Origin of the sequence: Protofrankia sp. CiP1_Cm_nod2 (assembly GCF_920664355.1) — a bacterium.
Classification (GTDB): domain Bacteria; phylum Actinomycetota; class Actinomycetes; order Frankiales; family Frankiaceae; genus Protofrankia.
Map to the genome: position 1 here is coordinate 24641 of NZ_CAKKTL010000014.1, position 15153 is coordinate 39793.

Sequence of the window (15153 nt, forward strand, 5' to 3'; positions counted from 1 at the left end):
ACCTGCTGCTCCGGGCTGGCGTAGCCAAAGGGCATGGTCATGTCAGCCTCCCGGGTTCGTCAGACGGCCGGCGACGACGGCCTCGACCACGGCGCCCACCTCGTCGTCGGTGAAGCGACGGAAACCGTCCTCGGTCACCGCGGCGACCACCGGGTAGATGCGGCGGGTCAGGTCCGGGCCACCGGTGGCGGAGTCGTCGTCGGCGGCGTCGTAGAGCGCCTCCACGCCGACCCGGACGGCCTCGTCCTGGGTGAGGTCGTCCCGGACCTTCTTCTTCAACGCGCCCCGGGCGAAGACGGAGCCGGAGCCGATGGCCTGGAAGCCGTGCTCCTCGGCCCGGGAGCCGGTGATGTCGTAGGAGAAGATCCGTCCCCTGCCGGCGTCGAGGTCGTAGCCCGCGTACAGCGGGATGACCGCGAGCCCCTGGAGCGCCAGGCCGAGATTGTTTTTGATCATGAAGGACAGCCGGTTGGCCTTCGCGTGCAGGCTGAGGGTGGAACCCTCGATCTTCTCGTAGTGCTCGAGCTCGACCTGGAACAGGCGGACGAGGTCCGCGCCGATCCCGGCCGTGCCGGCATAGCCGACACAGGAGTACTCGTCGGCGTGGAAGACCTTCTCGACGTCCCGCTGCGCGATCACGTTCCCCATGGTCGCGCGGCGGTCACCGGTCATGATCACGCCGCCGGGGTACGTCACCGCCACGATCGTCGTGCCATGGGCCACCTCGGTGACGGCGGCCGGCAGACTGCCGCGCGCGCCTGGCAGCAGCTCGGGCGCGGCGGTGGACAGGAACTCGGTGAACGACGACGTTCCCGGTGTCATGAACACAGACGGTAGACGTCCGGCGACTCCCGCTGGATCAGCCACGCATCCCCCTTCAGATAGTCGATGGGTCGGGTAACGGGTAAGTCGGGTAACGGGTAAGTGGTATCAGGTCGTCGGTGAGGCCGCCGAGACCCATGGTGCGGATGGCGCACGCAGCGACCCGTAGTGCGCTGACGCACGCCGAGGCCCATGGCACGCCGACACGTACCGTAGCCAATAGTGCACCGATGTGCACTGTGGCCCCTGGTGCGCTGGCACGCATGATGACCCGTGGTGCGCTGACGCACACGATGTCACTGTCATCCCGCGCCGCTGATGCCGGGGGCGGTCCACCGGCGACGTCGCCGGGGCCGCGCCCTGCCGCGACCGGGGTGGGCCGTGTGCGGCCCGGCAGCCGGCGGACCCCGGTCTGAGCACGCACCCGTCCCGCGCTGCCTGCCAGCGGGCTGTGCCGTGCCCCACCCGGTGGCCGACGTCCCGGCCGGTCTCCCGGCCCCGGTCCTGATGTTCCCGCTCGGCCGTTGTGGCCGGCCGGCGGGGGGCTGCCTACTCGCCCCCCTTCTGGACGTAGCCCTTGACGAACTCCTCCGCGTTCTCCTCGAGCACGTCGTCGATCTCGTCGAGCAGGGAGTCGACGTCCTCGGACAGCTTCTCGTGCCTCTCCTTGATGTCGCTGGCGCCGGACTCCTCGACCTCGACGTCGTCACCCTGGTCCGTCCGTCGGCCCGCGCGCTGCTGACCGCCGCCGGTGTCCTTCGTGGCCATGAGACCCTCCTTCGATCGTCTGGAGCGACACTATCTCCGGGTCCGGACATCCTGAGGCGTTCCTCGCCGCCCGCCACCGACCTCACCACGTCGCCGTGGCGGATCCGTCGCGGCGCCCGCCCGTGGCGCGGCACACGCGGGTCTGCCCGGCCGTCGGCCACACCACACCCGTCGACGGCGGTGTTGGCCGGTCCACGGGCCCGCTGGCCCCCGCCACGGGTACGGGCGGAGCGGGTCCCGTACCCGGGCCGTGCCCCGCCCGGCAGCCGGGCTCCAGCGGTGGCGGTGGCGGTGGCGGACGGTCAGCCGTTGGTCAGGGCGTCCACGAGATCCTGGGCGGTCGGGCAGCGGGCGAGCAGGTCGCCGACGTGTGCCCTGGTGCCGCGCAGCGGCTCCAGGGTCGGTACCCGCTGCAGGGAGTCACGGCCGATGTCGAAGATGACCGAGTCCCAGGAGGCGGCGGCCACCTGCTGCGGGTACAGCGCCAGGCAGCGGCCCCGGAAGAACGCCCGGGTGTCGTGCGGCGGCTCGGTCATGGCGCGGACGATCTCGTCCTCGGTGAGCAGCAGATCGACCCGGCCGCGCGCCACCAGCCGGTTGTACAGGCCACGGTCGGGCCGCACGTCGGAGTACTGCAGGTCGACCAGCTGGAGCCGGGGCGCGTCCCAGCCCACCCCGTCCCGCGCCCGGTAGCCCTCGAGGATGGCGAGCTTGGCGACCCAGTCCAGCTCCCGGGAGCAGGACATCGGGTCGTCCTCCAGACGCACCAGGACGGACTCCCAGCGGGAGAGCACGTCCGCGGTCTGCGCGTCCGGATCGGTACCGAAGCGGTCCTCGACGTACTTGCGGGCCTGCTCGAGGTACTCCATCTGCAGCTGGACGGCGGTCATCTTCCGGCCGTCGCCGAGCGTCAGCAGGTGGCGCAGGGACGGGTCGTGGGAGACCGCCCGCAGGCTGCTCACCGGGTTGTCGACGCTGAGGTCGACGTCGAGCCAGGAGTCCTCGATCATCGCGAGCACGAGCGAGGTGGTCCCGACCTTGAGGTAGGTCGAGATCTCGCTCATGTTCGCATCGCCGATGATCACATGGAGCCGGCGGTACTTCTCCGGGTCGGCGTGCGGCTCGTCCCGGGTGTTGATGATCGGACGCTTCAGGGTGGTCTCCAGGCCGACCTCGACCTCGAAGAAGTCGGCCCGCTGGCTGAGCTGGAAGCCGGCCTCCCGGCCGTCCACCCCGATGCCGACCCGGCCGGCGCCGCAGACGACCTGCCGGGAGACGAAGAACGGGATGAGATGGCGCACGATGTCGCCGAACGGCGTGGACCGGGCCATCAGATAGTTCTCGTGGCAGCCGTAGGAGACGCCCTTGTTGTCCGTGTTGTTCTTGTACAGGTGCACCGGCATGGTGTTCGGCACGGACAGCGCCCGGCGGGCGGCCTCGGCCATCACCCGCTCGCCGGCCTTGTCCCACAGCACCACGTCGCGCGGGTTGGTCACCTCGGGCGTGGAGTACTCCGGGTGGGCGTGGTCGACGTAGAGGCGGGCGCCGTTGGTGAGGATGACGTTGGCCAGGCCCAGGTCGTCCTCGTTGGCGGGCGCGGACGGATCGACCACTGGCTCGCGGGGCAGCTCGAAGCCCCGCGCGTCGCGCAGTGGTGACTCCTCCTCGAAGTCCCACCGGGCCCGGCTGCCGCCGGTCGTCTGTCGGCTGGCGTAGGAATTGACCACCAGCGACGAGGCCAGCATCTGGTTGGTGGTTGGCTGACCGGGCACCGAGACGCCGTACTCGGTCTCGGCTCCCATGATCCGGCGAACGCTCACACTGTCAGCGTAGGTGCTTTGAGCCCACACCGAGACCTGGACCGGACGGGTGACCTTCGGTGACCGTCCGACAAACCTCCAGAAATACGGACCAAACACCCATCGACGGCCCGTCGATGGCCGGAAAATCCCGGCCCGGGCGCGTGCCGCGCCCCGTCAACGCCGAGGGCGGGAGAGCAGGGAATCCCCGCTCTCCCGCCCTCGGCGGAACGTCCTGCGTACCCGGAAGAGACCCGTGGCTGTGCTTCTCCGCCGTTCCCTCGCCGTTTCCTCACCGCGTCCCCGATGCTCCTCGCGGCTCTGCGCACACCGAGGGGAGGACACCGAGGGGGGACGAGACGGAGCGGGGCCCGGCCCTGGGACGCCCTGGCGTGGGCGCCCCGGGGCCGGGCCCCGCTCCGTCCGGTGCCTTCCGGTCTCCTCGTCCGCTCGGCTGGGCCGAGCGGCTTACAGGTACTGGCCCGTGTTGGCGATCGTGTCGATGGACCGGCCGGCCTCGGTGCCCTTGGTCCCGGTGATGAGCGTGCGGATGTAGACGATCCGCTCGCCCTTCTTGCCGGAGATCCGTGCCCAGTCGTCCGGGTTGGTCGTGTTGGGCAGGTCCTCGTTCTCCTTGAACTCGTCGACGCAGGCGTTGAGCAGGTGCTGCATGCGCAGCCCCTTGACGCCCCCCTCGATGAGTTCCTTGACCGCCATCTTCTTCGCCCGGGCGACAATGTTCTCGATCATCGCGCCCGAGTTGAAGTCCTTGAAGTACAGGACCTCCTTGTCACCGTTGGCATAGGTGACCTCGAGGAAACGGTTCTCCTCGCTCTCGGCGTACATCCGCTCGACGACCCGCTGGATCATGCCCTGGCAGGTCCCCTCCCGGCTGCCGCCGTTCTCGGCGAGGTCCTCGGCGTGCAGCGGCAGGTCGGGCGTGACGTACTTGGCGAAGATGTCCTTGGCCGCCTCGGCGTCCGGACGCTCCACCTTGATCTTGACGTCCAGTCGGCCCGGGCGCAGGATCGCCGGGTCGATCATGTCCTCACGGTTGGACGCGCCGATCACGATCACGTTCTCGAGCTGCTCGACACCGTCGATCTCGCTGAGCAGCTGCGGGACGATCGTGTTCTCGACGTCCGAGGACACTCCGGACCCGCGGGTCCGGAAGATCGAGTCCATCTCGTCGAAGAACACGATCACCGGCATGCCCTCGGACGCCTTCTCGCGCGCCCGCTGGAACACCAGCCGGATCTGCCGCTCGGTCTCGCCGACGTACTTGTTCAGCAGCTCGGGGCCCTTGATGTTCAGGAAGAACGCCCGGCCGCTGCCCTGGCCGGTCTGGGCCTCGACCTTCTTCGCCAGCGAGTTGGCCACCGCCTTGGCGATGAGCGTCTTGCCACAGCCGGGCGGGCCGTAGAGCAGGACGCCCTTCGGGGGCTTCAGCTTGTGCTCCAGGAAGAGCTCCTTGTAGAGGAACGGCAGCTCGACGGCGTCCCGGATCGACTCGATCTGGCCCTTGAGGCCACCGATCTGTTCGTAGCCGATGTCCGGTACCTCCTCGAGGACCAGCTCCTCCACCTCGGACTTGGGGATGCGCTCGAACGCGTACCCCGACCGAGTCTCGATCAACAGCGAGTCGCCGGCCCGCAGGTGCCCCTCCAGCAGCGGCTGGGCGAGCAGGACCACGCGCTCCTCGTCGGTATGGCCGATGACCAGAGCCCGGTCACCGCTTTCCAGGACCTCCTTGAGCAGGACGATCTCGCCGTGCCGCTCGAACGCGCGCGCGTCGACGACATTGAGGGCCTCGTTGAGCATGACCTCCTGCCCAGGGCTCAGATCGCCGACGCCGACGTTCGGCGACACCGTCACCCGCAGCTTGCGCCCCTGGGTGAACACGTCGACCGTGCCGTCGTCGTACGACCCGATGAAGATCCCATAGCCGCTGGGCGGCTGGGCGAGTCGGTCGACTTCTTCTTTCAGGGCGACGATTTGATCACGAGCTTCGCGCAGTGTGGCCACGAGCCTGTCGTTCTGCCCGCTGAGGCCGGCGAGGTCCGCCTGGGCCTCGGCCAGACGCTCCTCAAGTACGCGAACCTGCCGCGGCGACTCGTTGAGCCTGCGCCGCAGCATCGCCACCTCCTCTTCGAGGAAAGCGACCTGTGTTGTGAGCTCGTGCACCTCTTTCTCGTACGCCGACGCTCGTGGATCTCCATCGCCTGGACGGCCCGAACTCCCACCGGAGCCAGAGCCCGAACGGGGACCGGACACCGCGCCTCCACCTCCCCCGTGCTGACCGGGACGCACCCAACACTACCGTTGTGACCGCCGCTGGCACGCCGGTCTGACGACTACGGGCCTGCTTTGGCGTAAACAGCGAGTTACGGTGCCATGGTGACAGACGATCGGAGCCCTGTGGCAACGCCCACGAATTTCTCTGCGGCATCAACGCCTTCGACGGCGTCCTCGACGTTGCGCGTGCGGGTGGACCAGGCGGAGTGCACCGGCGACGGCCTCTGCGTCCAGCTCGCCCCGACCGTGTTCGAGTTCGACATTGACGGTCTGGCATACGTCAAGGGCGCCGACGGTGAGCTGCGCACCCGGGCCGGCGCGTCGGTGCCGGTACCGCTGCCGCTGGTGGACGACGTCGTGGCCGCCGCGGACGACTGCCCGGGCAGCTGCATCTACGTCGAGCGCCCCGACGGGACCCTCGAGGCCGGCCCCGGCTCCTGACCGTCTCACCCGGGCGCGCTGTCTCACCCGGGGGCACCGCCCCATCAGGTGTCGGGTGCACCGGCATCCGGCGGCACCCCGGGAACATCTCAGCGGACCGGGCGGCGGGCGTACGCCGGGAGCATCCGGATGTTCCCGGCGCCTGTTCCCAGCGTCACGAAATCCGGCATCCGGATGTCGGGAATCCGACATCCGGGCGGTGGCGGCATCAGGAATCCGACACCGGGGCGGATGCCTGAACTGTCCCGGAGGCCTGTGCCTCCTCGGGACGCGCGCCCTTGGCGGGCCGCCGCCGCCGCGGCGGGGCGGTGACCCCGTCGGCCAGCCGCCGGGCCGTCACGAGGAAGCCGGTGTGGCCGACCATCCGGTGGTCGGGGCGCACCGCCAGCCCGTCCACGTGCCAGGTGCGCGTCATCGACTCCCAGGCGGCCGGCTCGGCGAACGTGCCGTGGGCACGCAGCTCCTCGACGACACGGGCCAGCTGCGTGGTGGTGGCGACGTAGGCGCAGACGACCCCGCCGGGCACCAGCGCCGCGCTGGCCGTGCCCAGCACCTCCCAGGGGGCCAGCATGTCCAGGACCACCCGGTCGACGTCCCGCTCGGCCGCCTCGGCGAGGTCCCCGACGTGCAGGACGTGGGCGGGGTGCGGCCCGCCGAAGAAGGTCTCGACGTTCCGGCGCGCGATCTCGGCGAAGTCGGCCCGCCGTTCGTAGGAGACGACCAGCCCCTGGTCGCCGACGGCACGCAGCAACGAGCACGACAGCGCACCCGAGCCCACGCCGGCCTCCAGCACCCGCGCGCCGGGGAAGATGTCGGCGTAGGTCACGATCTGCGCGGCGTCCTTCGGGTAGACCACGGCGGCGCCGCGCGGCATGGACAGGACGAAGTCGGTCAGCAGCGGGCGCAGCGCCAGGTAGGGCGTCCCCCCGGTGCTGGTGACCACCACGCCCTCGGTGCGGCCGATCAGGTCGTCGTGCTCGATGGCGCCGGCGTGGGTGTGGAACTGGCGGCCCGGCTCCAACGTCACGGTGTGCCGCCGCCCCTTGGGGTCGGTGAGCTGGACGCGGTCGCCCTTGGTGAACGTCCCGCGACGGTTGGCGGCGCCGGTGGGTGACCGGTGCGCCACCGGTTCGCCTTCGCCCGCGTCACCGTGCGGAACCGGCTCGACGCTCACCGCTGCTTCACCAGCCGGTCGACGCTCGCCGGGTCGATGCGGGCGACCAGGTCGACCATGGCGAGCACGCCCACCGGGCGTCCGTCCTGCGTCACCAGATACTCACTCGCGGGTGTGCCGCGTACCGCCGCCAACAGGTCCTCGCCTTCTAGTTCCGCTGCCAGCACCATGCCGGGGGTGATCGTGCGGCTGACCTCGTCCACGGTCATCCACGGCCGGCGGTGTTCGGGCAGGGCGTCCACCGCGGAGCCGTTCATGATCTTGAAAGGTGTGCCGGCGGAGTCGATCACGGCTACCGCGCTCGCTCCGAGCTCCCGGGCGCGTCGCAGCGCCTCGGCGAGCGGCACGTCCCCCTGCACCGGTAGGGTACGCCGCACCAGGCGCCCGGCCGACACCCCCACCAGGCGCATCCAGATCCGCGCCTGGCGCAGCGACTGGTGTGCCCCGAGCGCGATGAACGCCGCCACCACCAGCAGGTAGAGACCGGCGAACCGGTTGCCCGGGGAGAGCAGGACCCACAGCGCCAGCAGGCCGGCGACCGCGTAGCCGCCGTACGCGCCGGCCCGGACACCGCGCAGCCTGTCCCGGGTGCCGCCCCAGACGGCGGCCACGACCAGCCGGCCGCCGTCGAGCGGGAGGCCGGGCAGCAGGTTGAACGCGAAGAGGAGCAGGTTGGTCACGGCCAGGTCGAGTATGACCACGCTGGGCTGGGTGCCGCCGTCCAGCACGGTCAGCAGGGCGAAGCCCACGCCGGCCAGTACCCCGTTGACGGCCGGACCGGAGGCGGCGACCAGGAACTCCCGGGCGGGGGTCGGCGGCTCGGGCTCGATCGCGGTGAATCCCACGAACCCGTGCACGGTCACCGCGCGTACCCGCAGGCCGAGGCCGAGAGCCGTCAGGCAGTGGCCGATCTCGTGCAGGACCAGGGAGGCGATGAACCCGGCGGAGGTGATCGCGACCAGCAGGTACAGCCGTCCGTCCGCCACACCGGGCAGGCGCACACGGTTGGGCTCCAGCAGCAGCAGGCCGATGATGAGGCCGAACAGCAGCGCCAGCGGGGAGAGGTACACCGGTACGCCGCGGACCCGCCCGACGAGCATGCCGGGCTGCCGCCGGCCGGGCTCACCTCCCCGCCGGCCGCCTCCGTCGGCGTGCGGGGAGCCGGGACGCGGGACCTGGTCAGGCTGATCGGCCATGTCTGCGATGCTACGGAGTCTTTGCCGGTGGCGGGACACCCCGTCACCGGCGGTGCGCGTCGGGCGTATCCGACGTAGGGCGGCCAGGCAGTGCCGGTGCCGGCGGCACGGCCGTCGTCGGCACCGCGGTGAAGCCGGTGAGGTGAGCCGGTGACGAACTGGGACAGGACGAACTGGGACGGGACAGGACGAACTGGGATGGGACGGGGTGGGACGGGGCGGCGGCTCCGGCCGCCCGGGGCCGGCGTCCGGATTGTCGGACCGGCCGCCTATGGTCCGAAGGCATGAGCCCGTCCATGGACCTCCCGCCCGCGCCCGACGGGGACGCCCCGCCTCCCGCGGGCCGGATTCGTGTCGTCGGGTCGCTCTCGCCGTCGCGGGCGGGCGACTTCATGAGCTGTCCCCTGCGCTACCGCTTCCGGGTGATCGACCGGCTGCCCGAGCCGCCGAGCTCCGCCGCGGTGCGCGGGACGGTCGTCCACACCGTCCTGGAGCGGCTGTTCGACCATCCCCCGCCGGGGCGCACGATCGCCGCCGCCGAGGCGCTGCTGGAGCCGGCCTGGCGCGACCTGCTTGCCCGGGAGCCGGAGCTTGCCACCCTGTTCGCGGACGAGGCCGAGCGGGCCGCGTGGCTGGAGTCGGCCCGCTCCCTGCTCGCCGGCTACTTCAGCCTGGAGAACCCCGCCGCTCTCACCCCGGCGGCCCGGGAGCTCTACGTCGAGCACGTGCTCGGCTCCGGGGTGCGGCTGCGCGGCTACATCGACCGTCTCGACGAGGCGGCGACCCGCGACGGCCCGGCGTTACGGATCGTCGACTACAAGACGGGCCGGGCGCCCGGCCCGGCGTTCGAGGGCCAGGCGCTGTTCCAGATGAAGTTCTACGCCTACCTGCTCTGGCGGATCCGCGGCGTGATCCCCCGCGAGCTGCGGCTGTACTACCTGGCCGACCGGACCTGGCTGCGGGTGCAGCCCGACGAGAGCGACCTGCGCGCCACCGAACGGAAGATCGACGCCGTGTGGTCGGCCATCAGCCGGGCCCGGCACACGGGCGACTGGCGGGCGACCCCCAGCAAGTTGTGCGACTGGTGCGATCACAAGATCCGATGCCCGGCGTTCGGCGGGACGCCGCCGCCGCTGCCCGCCGCCGACCGTCCGGCCCCGGACGCCGCCGCGGCGGCCGGCCAGCCGGAGCCGGCCGCGGGGCTGGAGCCAGCAGCGCCAGCAGCGCCAGTGGAGCCAGTGGTGTCGACAGCGCGGCGGGCAACGGACGCACCGCGGCCGGACACAGGCCCCGGTCCGACAGATGGCTGACAGCCGGTTGACGGCAGCCCGGCACGATATGCGTTCATGGCGGTATGCGTTCATAGATTGTCGGTCGCCGTACATCCGGATTTCGGCGGCTATTCGGATCGCCGCCGGGCCGGACAACGTTGGAAAGGCGAGGACGACACCGAAAAAGTCACGGGCGATCCTCGGACGAGGGTGGGACAGTACCGGGAGCCGGGCGGATCCGATCCGATGAATGCGGCCTCGCCGCGGGGCCGGTCATCGCTTCGACGAGGGTTCCCCGGCGGACGGCGCCGATCGGTTCCGACCGGCGGAACGATCAGCGGGATGCCGCATTTGCCGGACGTCCGGGCCGGCGGTGCCGGTGGGTTGCCCGACCGGCAGGCTGTGATCGATATGTTGTGATCGGCACGTTGTGTGAAAGGAGCTTCTTCCATGAGCCGAGCGGGCCGGATCTCCGGCGCCGATCCCCAGGCCGAGCCGGTCGCGTCCCCGGGGCCCCCGGATCCTGCCGGTGCCGCCGGCGGGGTGGCCGGCGCCGCGGCCGCCGCCCGCGCCGAGGACCTGGTCAAGATCTACGGATCGGGGCAGACCGCGGTCACCGCCCTGCGGAACATCGACGTGTCCTTCCCTCGCGGCCGCTTCACCGCGATCATGGGGCCGTCCGGGTCGGGGAAGTCGACCCTGATGCACTGCCTGGCCGGTCTCGACACGGTGACCAGCGGCCGGGTCTACGTCGGCGACGTGGACCTGTCCAGGCTGTCGGACAAGCAGCTCACCCAGCTGCGGCGGGACCGCATCGGGTTCGTGTTCCAGCAGTTCAACCTCCTGCCGACGCTGACCGCCGCGGAGAACATCACCCTTCCCCTCAGCATCGCCGGGCGTAAGCCCGACCAGCAGTGGCTGCGCGCGGTGGTCGACGCCGTCGGGCTCGCCCCCCGGCTGAGCCACCGTCCCGCGGAGCTCTCCGGCGGGCAGCAGCAGCGGGTCGCCTGCGCCCGCGCACTGGTCACCCGACCGGACATCGTGTTCGCCGACGAGCCCACCGGCAACCTCGACTCCAGGTCGGGCGCGGAGGTGCTGGCGTTCCTCCAGCGGTCGGTGCGCGAGTTCGACCAGACCGTCGTCATGGTCACCCACGACCCCACCGCGGCGTCCTTCTCCGACGAGGTCGTCTTCCTCGCGGACGGGCGGCTCGTCGGCTCGATCCCGAACCCGACCGCGCAGAGCGTCCTCGAGCGCATGAAGCATCTCGACGATCTCCAGCAGGAGGCGTCCGCCGCCGGCGGCGCGTCGCCGGAGGGCCAGCGGCCGCAGCCCCGGCAGAGCCCGGACGAGTGGCACGAGGCGGCCCGGGAACAGGGCCACGGATCCGCGGGCAGGGCCTGACACGATGCTGCGCGCGACCCTCAAGAGCCTGCTGGCCCGCAAGATCCGGCTGGTGCTGTCCGCACTGGCGGTCGTGGCCGGCGTCAGCTTCGTCACCGGCACGCTGGTTCTCACCGACACGCTGAACCGGACCTTCGACGGGCTGTTCGCCAACATCTACCAGAACGTGGCCGTCTCGGTCCGGTCGACCAACGCGGTGGACAACACCTCCGGGACCAGCAGCAGACAGCCCCTGCCCGCCTCCGTGCTGGACACCGTCCGGGGCGTCGACGGCGTGCGCGAGGCCTTCGGTGGCGTCGACGGCACGGCGGTCCTGGTCAACCCTCGTACCGGCAAGGCCGTCGACACCGGCGGTGGGCCCTCGCTCGGCACCAGCTGGGACGGTGGCAGCCAGACCTCCGCGGTGGAGCTCGCCAGCGGCCGCGCGCCGCGCGGGGCGGAGATCGTCGTGGACAAGGCCACCGCGGACGATGCCGACCTGCGGCTCGGGGAACAGGTGACCGTCCTCACCAACGGTGGGCCGACCCCCTACACCCTGGTCGGGACGTTCCGGATCGCCGGGCAGGACAGTCTCGGCGGTGCCGCGGTGACCGCGTTCGACACCGCCACCGCGCAGCGCGTGCTGCTCGCCCCGGGCGAGTTCTCCTCGATCAGCGTCGCCGCCGCCGACGGCCTCTCCCAGAACGAGCTTCGCGACCGGATCGCCCGGGTGCTGCCCGCCGGCATCGAGGCGATCACCGGCAAGCAGCTGACGGACGAGAACGCCAACACCGTCCAGCAGGCCATCGGCGGCTTCTCGACGTTCCTGCTCGTCTTCGCGGGCATCGCGGTCTTCGTCGGCGCCTTCATCATCTTCAACACCTTCACGATGCTGGTGGCCCAACGGGTGCGGGAACTGGCCCTGCTGCGGGCGCTGGGCGCCAGCCGGCGGCAGGTGCAGCTCGCGGTCCAGCTGGAAGCGGGGGTCGTCGGGTTCGTCGGAGCCACCCTGGGGCTGCTGCTCGGCGCGGGGCTGGCGGTGCTGCTGCGGGCCGCGACCGCCGCGATCGGGGTCTCCCTCCCCGAAGGGGGCCTGGTCTTCCAGCCACGGACGATCATCGTCGCCTACGCCGTCGGGATCCTCGTCACGGCCGTCGCCGCGTTCGTCCCCGCGCGCAAGGCCGCGTCGGTACCCCCGGTGGCGGCGATGCGGGAGACCTTCGTGCTGCCCGCGCGTTCGCTGCGTATCCGGGGGGTTGCGGGGGGTGCGCTGGCGCTCATCGGTGCCGCGCTGCTGGTGCTGGGCCTGACGACGGCCAGCGGCAAGGGCGCGGCGGCCGTCGTCGGCGTCGGGGCGGGGCTGGCCTTCCTCGGGGTGGCCACCCTCTCGCCGCTGCTGGCCCGGCCCGTCACCAGGGCCATCGGCAGCCCGTTGCCGGCCCTCTTCGGCGCGACCGGGCGGCTCGGGCGGGAGAACGCCATGCGCAACCCGCGCCGCAGCGCCTCCACGGCGTCCGCGCTGATGATCGGTCTTGCGCTGGTGAGCGCCTTCTCCGTGCTCGGCCAGTCCATCAAGCAGTCGGTGACGAACACGGTCCGCAACAACCTGGGCGCGGACTTCTACCTGACCTCGACCAGTTTCGCGCAGGGCTTCAGCGCCGACGTCGCCGGTTCGCTGCGGGACACCCCCGACATCGAGCTCGTCACCGGGCTGCGGTCCGACACGGTGAAGATCAATGATGCGAAGAAACAGGTCACCGCCGGTGATCCGGCGGCGCTGCCGGAACTGCTGGCACTGAAAACCACCGCCGGCGATCTCCAGGCCCTGGGCAGGGGCTCGATCCTGATCGACGAGGACACCGCCAAGGACCAGAAACTGACCGTCGGCCAGGAGGTCCCGGTGGTCTTCCCGGACGGGCCCACGACGCTGCGGCTGGTTGGCACGTTCGAGAAAAGCCCGGTGGCCGGGCAGTACCTGATCTCGCTCGACGAGTTCAGCCAGCGCTTCCCCACCAACACCCTGGACTTCTTCGTGCTCGTGAAAACGGCGAAGGACGCGGATCTCGCCCAGGTACGCCAGAAGATCGACACCGCGGTCAAACCCCATCCGAACGTGGAGGTCCGGGACCAGTCCGAGTTCATCCGGCAGCAGGAGAAACAGGTCGACCAGCTGCTGGGCTTCATCTACGTGCTGCTCGCGCTGGCCGTCGTCATCGCCCTGTTCGGGATCGTCAACACGCTGGCCCTGTCGGTCATCGAGCGGACCCGGGAGATCGGGCTGCTGCGCGCGGTCGGCATGAGCAGACGGCAGCTACGCAGAATGGTCCGGCTGGAGGCGGTCGTGATCGCGGTGTTCGGAGCGCTGCTCGGGGTCGCGGTCGGCAGCTTCCTCGGCTGGGCACTGACCATCGCGCTGAAGGAGCAGGGCATCGACACCTTCGCCTACCCGACAGCAACGATCATCATCGTCGTGATCGTCGGTGGTCTCCTCGGCATCCTCGCCGCCATCTTCCCGGCCCGCCGGGCCGCGAAGATGGACATCCTCCGGGCAATCGCAACCACCTAACGGCGGTTTGACCGCTCCTGCTCTGGCTGCCCTTGGTGGGGCCTCCCAACACCGAACATGCACCGAACACGCTCGGGAGGCCCCACCAGAGCACCCGTTCGCCCAGCGCAACCGTCGCGCCGCTCGTCATGCCGTTTTCCCGGCCCCCGTGACCCAGCGGCGAGGGCTACGGCGCTACCTGCCGTCCTTCGCGCCGACCCCGTTCCCAGCGGTGATCTGCACGTCGATCAACGATGTGATCGTGCACGGTGTACCGGACGGCTACCGCCTGCGCGACGGTGACCTGGTCAGCATCGACTGCGGCGCGCGGCTCGACGGCTGGACCGGCGACGCCGCGGTCAGTTTCGTCGTGGGCATCCCGTGCCCGGCCGACCTGCGGCTGATCGCCACGGCCGAGCGGGCCCTGGTCGCGGGCATCGCCGCCGCCCGGGTCGGCGCCCGCGTCGGGGACATCTCCCACGCGATCGGGCGGGTGTGCCGGGCGGCGGGCCTGGGTATCCCGGACGGCTTCGGCGGGCACGGCATCGGCCGGCAGATTCACGAGGACCCCCACGTCCCGAACGACGGCCGCTCCGGCCGGGGCCCGCGGCTACAGCCAGGGCTCGTCCTCGCGATCGAGCCGATGGTCACCGCCGGAGGCGGCGACCGCTACCGCACCGCCCCGGACGGCTGGGCGCTGCACACCACCGACGGCACCCGTGCCGCCCACGTCGAACACACCGTCGCCATCACCGAGATCGGCCCCCGCATCCTCACCCTCCCCTGACGGTGGTCCTCCCTCAACGCCCCCTCCTCACAGTGGTCTTTCCTCAGTACGTGAAACACGGTGTCCGGAATGACGGGTTGTATGGCGGCGGTTCAGACATCCCATGGGTTCAGGTGCCAAGCGGCGTCGCTCGGCACGGGCAGGCCGGAAATACCCGTGGCATCTTTGTGATCTTTTTTGCCTGTTGGCAGATTCGGTGTGTATCCGGTGCATATGGTGCGGCCATGCCCAGTGCCGAGCACGAATCCCCGGTCGCCCTGACCAGGCTGGACCCGGACCTGGTCGGCTGGCTGCTGACCACCGTGTTCGACGTCGAGATACCCGCCTACCACCACGCCCGCACCCAGGCCACCGACGTCCGCGTCCTGGTCCCCCGCACCTACCACGCCGACGGCATGGTCCTGTTCTGCGACCCGGCCGACCGGCCGCTGGCGGCCGCCGTGGTCGAGGTCCAACGCGCCCGGGACCCGGTCAAACAACGCACCTGGAAGCTGTACGTGGCCCAGCTGGAGGCCGAGCTCGACGTCGACACCGCCCTGTTGGCCTACTGCCCCGACCCGGCGGTGGCCCGCTGGTACGAACGCCTGCTCGCCGCGGGCCGGCCGAGCAGCCTGCCCTTGCGCCCGTATGTCTTCACTCCCGACGACATCCCCCTGGTCGTGGACCCGCAGA

General features: G+C 71.0%; 11 protein-coding genes and 1 pseudogene. 6 read left to right on the plus strand and 6 right to left on the minus strand.

Going from position 1 to position 15153, the window contains the following annotated elements:
* Positions 1-42: 42 nt before the first annotated feature.
* The 4 genes from prcB to arc all read right to left on the minus strand — a co-directional run bounded on the left by prcB (position 43) and on the right by arc (position 5663).
* Positions 43-822 (minus strand): proteasome subunit beta, encoded by a 780-nt coding sequence (gene prcB / locus NBW84_RS02875; protein ID WP_445548368.1) that lies wholly within the window; start codon positions 820-822, stop codon positions 43-45.
* Positions 823-1371: 549 nt separating this feature from the next.
* Positions 1372-1590 (minus strand): ubiquitin-like protein Pup, encoded by a 219-nt coding sequence (locus NBW84_RS02880; protein ID WP_250281420.1) that lies wholly within the window; start codon positions 1588-1590, stop codon positions 1372-1374.
* Between the two features lie 302 nt (positions 1591-1892).
* Entirely contained in the window at positions 1893-3410 is a 1518-nt protein-coding gene (gene dop / locus NBW84_RS02885) for a depupylase/deamidase Dop (RefSeq protein ID WP_445548369.1), read from the minus strand.
* Positions 3411-3857: 447 nt separating this feature from the next.
* Positions 3858-5663: a proteasome ATPase gene (gene arc / locus NBW84_RS02890; RefSeq protein ID WP_250281422.1), complete on the minus strand. Its 1806-nt coding sequence runs from the start codon at positions 5661-5663 to the stop codon at positions 3858-3860.
* Between the two features lie 120 nt (positions 5664-5783).
* On the opposite strand from arc, the gene NBW84_RS02895 reads away from it, so the two are divergent.
* A complete protein-coding gene (locus tag NBW84_RS02895) occupies positions 5784-6125 on the plus strand; it encodes a ferredoxin (protein ID WP_250281424.1) in 342 nt (113 codons plus the stop codon).
* A gap of 208 nt (positions 6126-6333) precedes the next feature.
* Here NBW84_RS02895 and NBW84_RS02900 read toward each other — a convergent pair whose 3' ends face one another.
* A complete protein-coding gene (locus NBW84_RS02900; RefSeq protein WP_250281444.1) occupies positions 6334-7251 on the minus strand; it encodes a tRNA (adenine-N1)-methyltransferase in 918 nt (305 codons plus the stop codon).
* Positions 7252-7295: 44 nt separating this feature from the next.
* Positions 7296-8495, minus strand: a complete 1200-nt coding sequence (locus tag NBW84_RS02905) for a site-2 protease family protein (RefSeq protein ID WP_250281426.1) — start codon at positions 8493-8495, stop codon at positions 7296-7298.
* Positions 8496-8791: 296 nt separating this feature from the next.
* On the opposite strand from NBW84_RS02905, the gene NBW84_RS02910 reads away from it, so the two are divergent.
* The 5 genes and pseudogenes from NBW84_RS02910 to NBW84_RS02930 form a co-directional block, all read left to right on the plus strand.
* Positions 8792-9805, plus strand: a complete 1014-nt coding sequence (locus NBW84_RS02910; RefSeq protein WP_250281428.1) for a RecB family exonuclease — start codon at positions 8792-8794, stop codon at positions 9803-9805.
* Positions 9806-10216: 411 nt separating this feature from the next.
* Positions 10217-11170: an ABC transporter ATP-binding protein gene (locus tag NBW84_RS02915; RefSeq protein WP_250281430.1), complete on the plus strand. Its 954-nt coding sequence runs from the start codon at positions 10217-10219 to the stop codon at positions 11168-11170.
* A 4-nt stretch (positions 11171-11174) separates the two neighbouring features.
* Complete coding sequence (locus NBW84_RS02920; RefSeq protein ID WP_250281432.1) at positions 11175-13715, plus strand: ABC transporter permease; 2541 nt, start codon at positions 11175-11177, stop codon at positions 13713-13715.
* A 148-nt stretch (positions 13716-13863) separates the two neighbouring features.
* The gene (gene map, locus NBW84_RS02925) at positions 13864-14481 is read left to right on the plus strand and encodes a type I methionyl aminopeptidase (protein ID WP_250281435.1); all 618 of its coding nucleotides are present in this window, start codon (positions 13864-13866) and stop codon (positions 14479-14481) included.
* Positions 14482-14705: 224 nt separating this feature from the next.
* Positions 14706-15153, plus strand: a pseudogene (locus tag NBW84_RS02930) (hypothetical protein); the annotation flags it as partial.

Bases quoted from the DNA above. Each gene is read 5' to 3' on its own strand.
- prcB (WP_445548368.1), bottom strand. From the start codon at position 822: ATGACACCGGGAACGTCGTCGTTCACCGAGTTCCTGTCCACCGCCGCG.
- NBW84_RS02880 (WP_250281420.1), bottom strand. From the start codon at position 1,590: ATGGCCACGAAGGACACCGGCGGCGGTCAGCAGCGCGCGGGCCGACGG.
- NBW84_RS02895 (WP_250281424.1), top strand. From the start codon at position 5,784: ATGGTGACAGACGATCGGAGCCCTGTGGCAACGCCCACGAATTTCTCT.
- NBW84_RS02905 (WP_250281426.1), bottom strand. From the start codon at position 8,495: ATGGCCGATCAGCCTGACCAGGTCCCGCGTCCCGGCTCCCCGCACGCC.
- NBW84_RS02910 (WP_250281428.1), top strand. From the start codon at position 8,792: ATGGACCTCCCGCCCGCGCCCGACGGGGACGCCCCGCCTCCCGCGGGC.
- NBW84_RS02915 (WP_250281430.1), top strand. From the start codon at position 10,217: ATGAGCCGAGCGGGCCGGATCTCCGGCGCCGATCCCCAGGCCGAGCCG.
- NBW84_RS02920 (WP_250281432.1), top strand. From the start codon at position 11,175: ATGCTGCGCGCGACCCTCAAGAGCCTGCTGGCCCGCAAGATCCGGCTG.